Below are 12,110 nucleotides of genomic sequence, written 5' to 3'. Positions count from 1 at the left end.
AAGGGGACTTTTGATCCGGATGTATCAAGTCCCCTTCAGGGGATTTAGGGGTAAGATTACGTTAATGCGTTGGAATCAGGGTGTGATAGACCGTCGAAAGCTGAGTGATCATTTCCTGCGTCATGCGCGGCAGATCAAATTCCGGTTTCCAGCCCCAGTCGTGCCGGGCAACGCTGTCGTCGATGGTTCGGGGCCAGGAATCGGCGATGGCTTGCCGGAAATCCGGTTTATACTGAACGGTAAACTCCGGAAAATACGCCTGAATGGAAGCCGTTAGTTCGGCAGGCGCGAAGCTCATCCCGGCCAGGTTGTACGAGGTTCGCACGCTGATGCGGTTTTCGGAGGCCTCCATCAGTTCGAGCGTCGCGCGCAGGGCGTCGTCCATGTACATCATCGGCAGCAGCGTGTCCGGGGCCAGAAAACACTCGAACGGTTGCCCCTGAACGGCCGCGTGAAAAATCGCCACGGCGTAATCGGTGGTGCCGCCCCCCGGCATCGACTGGTAGCTGATGATGCCCGGATACCGCAGCGAGCGCACGTCCAAGCCGTAGCGTTTGTGGTAGTACAACGACCAGTTTTCAGCGGCAACCTTGCTGATGCCGTACACCGTAGCCGGGTCGAGCGATGCGGTTTGGGGCGTTTCGAACTTGGGCGCGTGTTCACCGAAAGCAGCAATGGAGCTCGGAATAAATACTTTCCGAATCTGTTGCACGCGGGCAACTTCCAGGACATTGAGCAGCGTCTGCATGTTCAGGTTCCAGGCTCCGAGCGGATCGGTTTCCCCTTTGGCCGAGAGCACGGCCGCGAGGTGATAAATCTGGGTAACCCCGTAGCGACTGACCAGTTCGGCCAGTTCGTCGGCTTTTGTGGCGTCCAGTAATTCGAAAATTCCTTGCTCCGAGGGCGCGCGTCGCAGGTCGGCACCCACAACGGAATTCAGTCCGTATTGGGCCTGAAGGCGGGGGAGAAGAGCTGTACCGATCTGGCCGTTGGCCCCGATCACGAGAATGGTTTCGCGCTTCATCTTTTAGTGTGTTAGGAAGTGTAAACTTAACAACGCCAAAGCCGTTGCTGTTGCGGTGCAAATTTACAAATACCGCCTTTTTTAAGGTATAAGTTTAATAAATACGTTAATATTGTGGTATAGCTGGATTTTTAAAGATAAAATATCTGTGCAAGTTCTTTCCTGATCATCCCTTTTAGAAAAATTTTCGGCATGGAAGTACTCGATGAAACTGACAAGAAATTGCTGCGGCTTTTGCAGGAAGATGCGAAGCTGACCACCAAGGAGTTAGCCGCTCAACTGGGCCTGACGCTCTCGCCGGTGTACGAACGAATCAAGCGGCTGGAAACACTGGGCGTGATCCGGCAATATGTGGCGGTGTTGGATAAAAACTTACTGGGGCAACCCATCACGGCGTTTTGTCAGGTGTCGATGCGCTACCACGACAAGGCCTTTATCGACAAGTTTGAGGAGGAAATTAAAAAGCTGGAAGAGGTACAGGAATGCTACCACATGGCCGGACAGGTCGATTTTTTGCTAAAAATCCACATCAGCAGCCTTGACGGGTATCACAATTTCGTGAAATACAAACTTTCTGAAATCGAGAACATCGGTGTGTTGAACAGCACGTTTGTGCTGAAAGAAATCAAGCACAATCTGGGCTACGTCATTCATTGAGCGCCGATGCGGGGCAAGGTCCAGCCGTACCGAATCGCCAGCAGACGAATAAGGGTAATACTTCCGGCGGAGAGCAAAAAGTTGAGATTAGGGTCTAGTTTGAGTTGATTTCCAAGAAGATACAGCACAGCCCCGACGAGACAGGCGGTGGCATACACCTGTTTTTCGAAAATGAGCGGCAGGTCGTTCACCAGCGTGTCGCGCAGGACGCCCCCGAACAGCGCCGACATCAGGCCCAGCAAAACTGCAGCCCAGCCGTTGACGTGCAGGCTCAGGGCTTTCTGCAAGCCAAAAATGGTGTAAATCCCGATCCCGAGCGTGTCGAAGAAGAGCAGCGGTCGGCGGAGTTGCCCAAACCACCAGCGTCGCCCGGCAATGGCGATGCCCACTCCAACCAGAATGACGATGAGGTAATTCGGGTCCCGGATCCAGAAAACGGGATGAGCGCCCAGGATCACATCCCGCGTCGTTCCCCCGCCGACGGCCGTCAGAAAGCCGATGAACGAAACCCCGAACAGGTCGTGGTACATCTTTTTGCTGAGGGCCGACAACGCGCCCGAAATGGCAAACACAGTGGTTCCGATTAAGTCGAGGAGATACCAATTGCTCATGACTCAAAGGAACTACTTTTTTGCCAGTTGAACTGAAAATTCTCTAGCTTCGCACTATTCCGACCCTTTCTGCCATGCTTCGTTCTGGTTTTTTCTTCCTTTTGCTTCTCGTCAATTTGCTGACGTTATCCGGTGAAACCGTTTGGCAAACCGGTCCGATTACCGAAACGACGGTTTTTCAGAACGGCGACAACGGCTACCAATGCTACCGGATTCCGGCCATTGTAAAATCCCCGGACGGCCATTTGCTGGCTTTTGCGGAAGGTCGCCGGAAGGATTGCGACGACTTTGGCGACATTGATCTGGTGCTTCGCGTGAGCACGGACAACGGCCGGACGTGGGGGCCGCTTCGCGTCGTGGTCGACAACGGGAATGCACAGGCCGGGAATCCTGCGCCGGTTTTCGACCTTACCGATCCGGCTTTTCGGCGTGGACGGTTTTTTCTGATTTACAACACAGGGATTACGTCGGAAAATAACGTGCGGAAAGGGGAGGCTGTTCGGGAAGTCTGGTACAAAACCAGCGCCGACGCGGGCCAGACCTGGTCGGAAGCCGTCAACATTACGGCGCAGGTTTCCCGCCCGAACCAACCGGCTGCCAATCCGGCGTATGCGTTTCCGGAAGACTGGCGCTCGTACGCCAACACGCCGGGCCACGCGCTGCAACTACAGAAAGGCCGGTACCGGGGACGGCTTTTTGTACCGGCCAATCATTCGGCCGGGCCACCGCAGCCGCAGTTCCGCGATTACCGGGCGCACGGTTTTTACTCGGATGATCACGGGAAAACCTGGAAAATCAGCCTGAACATCGACTATCCCGGCAGCAACGAAAGTACGGCCGTGGAAACGTCCGACGGAAATCTGTTGATGAACAGCCGCAACCAGTCGGGGGATGTGAAAAACCGGCTGCTGTCGGTTTCAAAAACCGGGGGAGAAAGCTGGGAGCCCGTGCGGATTGCCCACGATTTACCCGACCCGGTTTGTCAGGGAAGCCTGATCGAGTACCAGCCGCGCCGGGGTCAGCGCGTTCTGTTGTTCTCGAATCCGAACAGCCAGACCAGCCGGACAAACCTGACGGTTCGGGTGAGTACCGACGACGGTAAAAGCTGGTCGGCCGGGAAGACCATTCACAGTGGGCCGTCCGCGTATTCCGATCTGGTGGTTCAGCAGGATCGAAAAATTGGTGTTTTGTACGAGAAAGACGGCTATGCGAAAATTGTCTATGCACAGTTTACATATGAGTGGCTGGTGAAGTAGGTTCGCTTCTTACGCCGACGGATCGGTTTCGGGGTTTAGCCAGACCACTTTCTGCTCGGGCTGGTGCGGTTTTCCGATGATGTCGCGGTACAGATCGGGCCGACGCGCCTGTTTGTAGCGATACCCACCCGCCATCGTCAGTTTTTCGGGCGTGCAGAGCGCAATAGCAACGTCGTTGTCGAGCTTCCGGCATTCGGCCAGGATGTCGCCAAACGGGTCGAGAATCATTGAGCAGCCGTTTTTGAGCTGGTCGTCGTCCATGCCGATGGGATTCGAGAACACCACGTAAATCCCGTTGTCGTAGGCGCGGGCCGGAAGCCACTTCATGAGCCAGGCGCGTCCTTTCAGCCCATCAAATTCGATGCGCAGCGAGGTCGGGTCATTTTCCCGGTTTTTCCAAAGCGCCGGATCGACGAAGCCCGCGCCGGGTCGAGGGCGTACACATCGTGACGTGCGGCATGAAAATGATGTCGGCACCGAGCAGCGTCGTAGCCCGGACGTTTTCGATGACGTTGTTATCGTAGCAAATCAGAATGCCGCATTTCCAGCCCTTAATCTCAAACACCACGTACTGATCGCCCGGCAGCAGGTGCGGATTAATGAACGGATGCAGCTTGCGGTATTTGGCCACCAGACCGTTTTCGTCTACGCACACATACGCCTTGAACAGGCGGTCCTGCTCGTCTTTTTCGAATAAACCAGCCAGCACCACGATGCGGTTTTCGCGGGCAATGTCCGTCAGAACCCGGATGCTATCGCCGTCCGGAATGCGCTCGGCCAGGTCGAGCATCTGCTCGCGGGAGAGGTGCCGGGCGTGGGTGTAGCCCGTAATCGAGCATTCGTGGAAGGCAATAACCTCGGCACCCTGTTGGGACGCCTGGGCGGCAAGCTGTCGGATTATTGAAAGGTTATACGCTTTATCACCGTTGTGGTGTTCAAACTGGGCGGTAGCAATGCGAAGCGGTTCCATTTGGCAAAAGTACGGACAGAAACCGGTTCGGTAAATTTTTCGCCCACTGAATAATCATTGCTTTAGTTAGCCCCCAACCCCCTGAAGGACGGTCGGCCGCTGCCGGGCTTTTGAAATCCAGATGTTTCAGCCCGGCAGCGGCCGACCGTCCTTCAGGGGGTTGGGGGTGAAAATCCTATTAACCTATTGCCGGGCCGCTTCCACCACCATTTTCTGTTGCAACCAGGCCAGGTTAAACCGGTAATGAATGCTGCTGCTGATGAGGTGAATCAGGTTGTCGGGCGTTTGCGTCAGGGCCAGATAACCGCGCGGTTCGGCGTGGGTCGCGTCCATTTCGAACGCGCCGGTCCAGGCTCCGCCGTTCAGGTACCGGTATTGCCCGTCGGTCAGCAGCTTTTTGACTGGCCAGGTTTTGCCCTCGTCGAACGACAGGGCCGCGTACATCCCGTAGCCTTTGAACGAATTGCCTTTGGCGTCGGTAAACAGCATGCCTTTTTTCGTTTCGTCCGGTTCTTCGGGGTGGTGCGTAAAACCGATCAGCATCAGCGGGCCTTCGTTTAATCGGTAAAAAATCAGCCGCTGCCCGCCCGCAATCGGGGGAAATTCAGAAGGTGAATACGTCCAGGTTTGGCCCATATCCCGCGACAGGCTCATCGGCATCCGGGGTTTTCCGTCCGGCCCCGGGAGGTTATCGCTCCGGCCAAACGCCAGCAAACTGCCGTCTTTCAACTGGGCAACCCCCGCGTGAATCCCGGCAATCAACCCGCCCGACGCCCCGGTTTTGTAGTCCGGTTTGGCCGGGTCGGTGTACGGCGCGACCCAGGTTTTGCCGCCATCCTTGCTGACGTGTACCGCCGTGCCGCCCGACGAGCTGGGGTCGGCGTCGCAAGCCTGCACCAGCCAGCCTTCTTTGGATTTAAACATCCCGGCAATCACCTGATGGCGCTTTTCGTGTTCGGGAGCCACCAGCAGCGGGGCCGACCAGGTGGCGCCGTTGTCGCGGCTGGTGCGGAGAGCCATCGCCAGATTCTGCCAGTCGCCACTGGCTTCGACGCCGTTCATGTGGTAAATCGTGCCCGTGCCGTCGTGGAAAATTGAACTCCCGGTCATGTTCCGGTCCGGCACTTTAAAGAACTCGGACGGAGCGTCCCAGCGGGTTTGCCCGGCCCGTAAGCGACTGGCGACGACGGTCATCTCGCGCCCGGCTTCTTTTTCCGTCGAAAACCAGATCGCGAGCAAATCGCCGTTGGGGCACCAGGTGAGGGCCGGCTGGTGGTTGTGCGAATAAAACGGAACGCCCGCGTCGCAGGCCGGTTTGTTGACGTAGCGGATCGGTTCCAGAAAAACCGGTTGTGAGGCCGAGACGGTTTTCCAGGCAAACGGTTTTTGCGAAACGTTTTGTGCAAAGGCCTTAGGCGGAATGGCGGGGAGCGGTTGCGTCGCCGGTTTTTCGGCCTGCACCACCCGGAAACCGACCAGCCAGTGCTTATCCTCCGGAATCATGCCGAGCCGGTTGGTGGTACGCAGGTACTGCACCGGCGTCCCGTGGCTGCCTCCGCGTGTGACGCGAAAGAGGCCCGAAGCCCGGCCGACCGGATCGCGCTGCTCCCCGGCTTCGTAGGGGCCGTACCAGTCGGAGCACCATTCTTCCACGTTGCCGTGCATCTCCTGCAAGCCCCACGGGTTGGCGGGTGTCTGGCCAACTTTTAGCGAAACAACAACGGGGGTACGGTCGGTTTTCTGGCTTTTCTGATAGTTTGCGGGCAAAAACCGACCCGTCGAAAAGGGCGTCACGGTGCCCGCGTGGCAAGCATATTCCCACTCGGCTTCGGTCGGGAGCCGGTACGGTTTTCCTTCTTTTTTGCTCAGCCACTCGCAGAAGGCGACGGCTTCCGGGTAGCTCACGAAGATCACGGCTTCGTCGTCGTCTTTCGAAAAACCGGCTTTGCTCCGCAGCTTTTTGTGTTCGGGATCGAAGGCTTCGTACTGAGCGTTGGTCACTTCCGTGATAGCCATCCGAAACGGCTTCGAAATCGTCACGCGGTGAACCGGCGCTTCGTCATAATCTTCGCCTTCGCCCTCCGAACCCATGTAAAACCGGCCCGCCGGAACCGTCACGAGCTTCATGCCCAGCGAGTTGGTTTCCTGCGCGAAGGCGGTTGCGGATAGCAGAAAGGATAACAGGAAGGTGTATTTCATAGCACTGTATGGGTTGGACTGGAACGCGGATTGAACGGATGAAACGGATTTACACGGATCTTTATCCGTTTTGATCCGTTTCATCCGTTCAATCCGCGTTCCTATTTTCTCTTACTCCACCAATTTTTCCACCAACACCGGCTCGATGCCCAGCGACGCCTGAAGCTCGTTGGCGGTTTCGATCAGGGCGTCCATCTCGCGTTGTAACTCAGCCGTCAGCGGACCAACCTCCCGGCGGGTGTAGAGCGAAATCGGCAAACCGCGTTTTTGCAGGGTGTATTTGGCAATGGTGGGATAGGCTGAATGGACAAGATCCATGCAATCGACGAAAAACTGCTGCACCCGGTCGATGTCTGATTGCCGGGCGGTGTTGTTGAAATTGTCGCACAACCAGACGATCAGTTCCGGAAATTCGTTGCCCTGAATGCACGACAGCCCGGCGGCTCCGGCCCGCAGCGATGACACCGCGTTGACCATGTAGGCGTCGTACAGCCCGAACCGGTAATCGGCTCCGGCGGCAATCCGGCGGGCGACTTCGGCATCGTCCAGACAAGTGTCTTTGTGGTAAATCAACCGGCCGGTGGGCAGCAGATCGTTCAGAATGTCGGCGCTGATCAGCCGTTTGTACGGCACGGGGCACTCGTAAAAACCGAGCGGAATGTCGTCAGTCCGGTCGATCAACTCGTGCATCCGTTCGAGAAAAACCGCATCGGATTCGTCTTCGTCGGCGATCAGGCTCGTAATGACGATCACGGCCTGAATGCCGGTTTCGTAGATGCGCTTGACAAACTCCGCCTGCCGGGCAATCGGCCCGCCGAAGGTGCCCGTCGCCACGACCGGCACGCGTCCCGCCGTCTGCTCGACCACAAACCGCGTGATTTCCAGCCGTTCATCTTCCGTCAGCTCGTACATCTCGCTGGATAAACAGTTGGCAAACAGGCCTGTAGCTCCGATTTCCAGGTAAAAGTCGACCAACTGGGCGAGCGCGGGGTAATCAACGGCACCGGTTTCCTGAAACGGTGTAAGCATGACGGGGATGAACCCACGGGGTAACGATTCGACGGAGGAAGAAGGCATGGTGAGTGAAAGAGTTGGAAATGTAGAGAAGGGTTGTTACACAGGGTTAATCAGAGACTCTGATAACCTCTGATGTCCTCTGATCAACTCTGTGTAACAACTTAAAAGTAAGGGTTTAGGAATAAGCTATACGTTGAGAACAGAATTTTCAGGATTGGAGGATGGCACCGGTTTGTTGCCGCGCAGTTTGGTCAGCAGCAGGCCGACCAGGAAGATCGTCAGCGTTCCGACGACCATAATCATGTTCTGGTGCAGGGTGCTGCGGACAAACGCGTACTCGTCCGGAATCTGGGGTGAAAACGTCATCCAGACAATCACCACGATGCCGACAATTGTCGCGGTCAGCGCTTCGGTGTTGCGGGTTTGCCGCGAGATAATGCCGAGCAAAAACAAGCCCAGCATCCCGCCCGCAAAAATCCCGGACAGCATCCACCAGATATCGAGCACACTTTTGACGCCGATCATGGCAATGCCGGTCGTCATGCCGAGCACGCCGAAAACCGTGGTGGCGATGTACAGCAACCGCAGCGATTGACCGCCCGACAGGTTGGGGTTCAGGTACCGTTGGTAAATGTCGACCGAGAAAACCGTGGCCGACGCATTCATGCTCGAACTGATGGTGCTCATGGCTGCCGACAGAATGGCCGCGACGATCAACCCGACCAGCCCCGCCGGAACCTTGTTGACCATGAAATGCGGCATCACCTTGTCGCCAAATTCGGCGGGTGTCAGCGTGTTGGCGAGTTGCCGAATGGCCTCTGGACTGCCGTTGGGCAGGCGTTCTCCGGCCACCTGCATCCGGACCGCGTCGAGCATTTCGGGGTTGGTCTGGTAATAGGCGTACAGGCACGAACCGAGCATGAAAAACATCAGGGAAACCGGCACGTAGAGGTACACACAGAGCCAGATCGATCGCGCGGCTTCTTTGATGGAGGTCGTGGTGTGGTAGCGCTGGACGTAATTCTGGTCCATGCCGAAGTTGTTCAGGTTCATGAAGAAACCGTAGAGCAACACCACCCAGAACGTTGCCTGGGTGAAATCCGGCGCGTAACTGCCCAGGCTGAATTTGTCGTCGGCCTTCCCGATGTCGACGATCTTGCCCACCCCGCCCGGCATGCCGTCGACCACCAGCCAGAGGATAATCAGCGCCCCGGCGGTTTTGATCACGCCCTGGACCACCTCCGTCCAGATAACGGCTTCCATGCCCCCCATGACGGTGTAAAAAATGATGCAAAGCCCGACCACAACCATAATCGTCGCCATCGGGTAACCGGTTAACGCTTGCAAACTTAGCGCAATGCCGAAGAAAATGGACCCCATGCGGGCTAGTTGCGTCAGCAGAAAACAGACCACGGCATAAGTCCGAGCCCAGGCCCCGAACCGGTGTTCGAGGTGGGTGTAGGCCGATACTTCGCCGGTGGTGCGGTAAAACGGAATGAAAAACCGGGCTGCTACCCAGGCCGAGAGCGGCATTGCCAGGCTGAACACGAACGAGTTCCAGTTGCTGCCGAACGCCTTGCCCGGTACGCCCAGGAAGGTGTTGCTGCTCAGGAATGTCGCGTAAATCGACATGCCGATGGCCCAGCCCGGAATCCTGCCCGATGCCTTCGTAAACTGGTCGGCGCTTTTGTTGTTGCGTGAAAAATACACGCCAACAGCAACCATCCCGATCAGATAGGCAACGATTACGAGCAAATCAATCACGGGCAGGCTTTTCATCGGCGTCGCAAAAGGGTCGGGTTTAGGAGATAGTCAGGTACGCTAAATTATCAGAATATTTTTTTTCGTCTTCTTCAAAAACCGTAGTACTTTTCGAGTATACTACCGTAGTTTTATCACTGGGCGAGTAAATTATTTGATTTTACTGGCAAAACTAGTAGATAAAGGGACTGCTGTTTTGTGTAGACTTTCCCAATTTATGTACAAATTTACCATATCCATTTTGGTAAACGAATGAAGCCGCATTTTCATAAAGTACCCGTCAACGCTCAGGATTCGTTCAGCGTCCGGCACGACATCAAGCCCAACTTCGGGAACCTCTGGCATTACCACCCCGAACTGGAGTTGCACTACGTCATTCGGGGAGAGGGCGTGCGGTTTATCGGCGATAACGTCAGCAACTTTTCGGCCGGGGAAATTTTGCTGGTGGGCGAAAATCTACCGCATACCTGGCGGTGCAACGAAGCCTTTTTCCAGGACGAACCCGACATGCAGGTCGAAGCCATTCTGATGCAGTTCCGGCCCGATTGCCTGGGCCGCGATTTCCTGAACCTGGCCGAAACCCAGCCCATCCGGCGGCTCTACGAACGGGCGCTACGCGGTTTGTTGATCAAGGGCGAAACGAATAATAAAGTGGCCGAATTACTGTACAGCGCCGTCGAAGCCCGGCCGTTGCAGCGGTTGATCGTGCTGCTGTCGATTCTGGAACTGCTGTCGCAATCCGATGAACTAGAGACGATTACATCGGAGCGGGTGTTCTACCAATCGAACGAACTGGAGACGGTTCGGCTCAACAAGGTGTGCAGCTACACGCTGTCGAACTACGCCAAAGAGATTACGCTGGAGGAGATTGCGTCGGTCGCCAACCTGAGTGTGACCTCGTTTTGCCGGTATTTCAAACTCATGACGCACAAGACCTACCACGAGTTTCTGACCGAAATCCGGATCAGTCACGCCTGCCGGGCGCTGGTCGAAAACAAGCTGAGCGCCGAGGTGATCTGTTCGGAAAGCGGCTTCAACAACCTCTCAAACTTCTACCGCCATTTCAAGCGTGTCAAAGGCGTCACGCCACTCGAATACAAGCGAAATTATTTGCAGTGAGACGGTTTACAGGTTTCAGTTTTCTGCGAAAATGCAGCCGCTGAGGTTCCCAGCTTGTTAACTCCTGCAACCATAAACTGAAAACCGTATACCGAAAACTGAAAACCGAAAACCCATGAACGCCCGGATCGGCTGGCTCCTGCTCGGTGCGGGTTTACAAACCTGCGCTCCCAAACCACACCTGACTATGAATTTTACCGAACGACAGCTTACGTTTGATGCCAAAGGCCACACCATCCACAACGCCCAGGCTTTCTCGCCGAACGACGAATGGCTCGTTTACGACACCCGTAACGTGGATACGGGCATCGGCAGCACGGGTTCTATTGAGATGGTAAGCGTCAAAACCGGCGAAATCCGGTTGTTGTACCAGACTGAGAACCAGACGGAGTTTGGGCCGGGCGTGGGCGCGGCAACGTTTTCGCCTACTCAAAACCGGGTGCTGTTCATTCACGGCATCCGGAACGCCAACCAACAGAAACCGTACGATTTTGCCCGGCGGACGGGCGTTGCCATCGACACTGACCAGCCCGGAAAACCGGTTTTTCTCGACGCCCGCGACGTGACGCCACCGTTTACGCCTGGCGCACTACGGGGCGGTACGCACGCCCACGGCTGGAGCGCCGACGGCCAGTGGATCAGCTTTACGTACAACGATTACGTGCTCGACCGGTTGAGCAAAACGAATCCGGCCGTCAGGGATCTGCGCGTGGTGGGCGTCATGGCACCGTTCGGAAAGGTGGCCGTGGCCGACGATGGTTCGCGGGAGAATAATTCGGGCGAGTTGTTTTCGGTGGTTGTCACGCGCGTCACTGAGTCGCCAAAACCGGGCAGCGACGAGATCGACAAGGCGTTCGATGAAGGCTGGATTGGCACCCACGGCTACCGAAAACCGGACGGAAACTGGCAAAACCGGGCGCTGGCGTTTCAGGGCAATGTCCGGAAACCGGATGGCAAAACCGTCGCCGAACTTTTCGTGGCCGACTTGCCCGACAACCTAACGCAAGCCGTTGACGGTCAGCCGCTGGAAGGGACTGAAACCGGGCGTGCTAACCCGCCGAAAGGCGTGCAGCAACGCCGGATCACATTCACCGAACACGGCGCGGAAGGCCCGCGCCACTGGCTCCGAACCACGCCCGACGGCGCGCTGATCGGTTTTCTGGCGAAAGACAAAACCGGAACCGTGCAACTCTTCGGCGTCTCGCCCAACGGCGGAGCGATTCGCCAACTGACCCGCCAGCCGTTTTCGATTCAGACCACGTTCAACTTCAGCCCCGACGGCCGGTGGGTGGCCTATGCCGCTGACAACAGCGTGTTCGTGACCGAAGTAGCCACGGGCGTGTTCAAACGCCTGACACCCCGCGCATCGGACGACGCCCAACCCCGCAACGGCATCGTCTGGTCGAACCGGGGCGACAAAATCGCGTATAATCGGTACGTTTCGACGGAGCAGGGGCGGTTTTTACAGTTGTTCGTGCTGGAGCGGGTGCGGTGAG

9 protein-coding genes and 1 pseudogene are annotated in these 12,110 nt (G+C 56.5%); 4 read left to right on the top strand and 6 right to left on the bottom strand.

All coding sequences use genetic code 11. The features are described from left to right. Positions 1-61: 61 nt before the first annotated feature. Positions 62-1,024 carry an NAD-dependent epimerase/dehydratase family protein gene (locus ACO2Q8_RS04955; RefSeq protein WP_423343673.1) on the bottom strand — a complete coding sequence of 321 codons (963 nt, stop codon included), beginning with the start codon at positions 1,022-1,024 and terminating at the stop codon, positions 62-64. 192 nt (positions 1,025-1,216) lie between these two features. On the opposite strand from ACO2Q8_RS04955, the gene ACO2Q8_RS04950 reads away from it, so the two are divergent. Next, on the top strand, positions 1,217-1,681 hold the full coding sequence (locus ACO2Q8_RS04950; protein WP_423343672.1) for an Lrp/AsnC family transcriptional regulator: 465 nt from the start codon (positions 1,217-1,219) through the stop codon (positions 1,679-1,681). Here ACO2Q8_RS04950 and ACO2Q8_RS04945 read toward each other — a convergent pair. Beyond that, the gene (locus ACO2Q8_RS04945) at positions 1,675-2,292 is read right to left on the bottom strand and encodes a trimeric intracellular cation channel family protein (RefSeq protein ID WP_423343671.1); all 618 of its coding nucleotides are present in this window, start codon (positions 2,290-2,292) and stop codon (positions 1,675-1,677) included. The two genes, ACO2Q8_RS04950 and ACO2Q8_RS04945, sit on opposite strands and share 7 nt — an antisense overlap. Before the next feature lie 74 nt (positions 2,293-2,366). Here ACO2Q8_RS04945 and ACO2Q8_RS04940 point away from each other — a divergent pair, with 74 nt between their 5' ends. Further along, a complete protein-coding gene (locus tag ACO2Q8_RS04940) occupies positions 2,367-3,548 on the top strand; it encodes a sialidase family protein (RefSeq protein WP_423343670.1) in 1,182 nt (393 codons plus the stop codon). A 9-nt stretch (positions 3,549-3,557) separates the two neighbouring features. Here ACO2Q8_RS04940 and ACO2Q8_RS04935 read toward each other — a convergent pair. The 4 genes and pseudogenes from ACO2Q8_RS04935 to ACO2Q8_RS04920 all read right to left on the bottom strand — a co-directional run bounded on the left by ACO2Q8_RS04935 (position 3,558) and on the right by ACO2Q8_RS04920 (position 9,513). Next, positions 3,558-4,518: pseudogene (locus ACO2Q8_RS04935) on the bottom strand (nitrilase family protein). A 183-nt stretch (positions 4,519-4,701) separates the two neighbouring features. Continuing rightward, positions 4,702-6,717, bottom strand: coding sequence for an SUMF1/EgtB/PvdO family nonheme iron enzyme (locus ACO2Q8_RS04930; protein WP_423343669.1), 2,016 nt, complete (start codon positions 6,715-6,717; stop codon positions 4,702-4,704). A gap of 111 nt (positions 6,718-6,828) precedes the next feature. Next, positions 6,829-7,794, bottom strand: a complete 966-nt coding sequence (locus ACO2Q8_RS04925) for a dihydrodipicolinate synthase family protein (protein WP_423343668.1) — start codon at positions 7,792-7,794, stop codon at positions 6,829-6,831. A 126-nt stretch (positions 7,795-7,920) separates the two neighbouring features. After that, positions 7,921-9,513 carry a sodium:solute symporter gene (locus tag ACO2Q8_RS04920; protein ID WP_423343667.1) on the bottom strand — a complete coding sequence of 531 codons (1,593 nt, stop codon included), beginning with the start codon at positions 9,511-9,513 and terminating at the stop codon, positions 7,921-7,923. A gap of 234 nt (positions 9,514-9,747) precedes the next feature. Between ACO2Q8_RS04920 and ACO2Q8_RS04915 the strand changes: the two genes are divergently transcribed. Next, on the top strand, positions 9,748-10,614 hold the full coding sequence (locus ACO2Q8_RS04915; protein ID WP_423343666.1) for an AraC family transcriptional regulator: 867 nt from the start codon (positions 9,748-9,750) through the stop codon (positions 10,612-10,614). Positions 10,615-10,729: 115 nt separating this feature from the next. After that, positions 10,730-12,109, top strand: a complete 1,380-nt coding sequence (locus ACO2Q8_RS04910; protein ID WP_423343665.1) for a DUF3748 domain-containing protein — start codon at positions 10,730-10,732, stop codon at positions 12,107-12,109. Position 12,110 lies beyond the last annotated feature (1 nt).

Source organism: Larkinella sp. VNQ87 (assembly GCF_049445795.1).
Taxonomy (GTDB): domain Bacteria; phylum Bacteroidota; class Bacteroidia; order Cytophagales; family Spirosomataceae; genus Larkinella.
The sequence above is the reverse complement of the archived record's forward strand: the minus strand, read 5'-3'. Positions and strand labels throughout refer to the sequence as shown.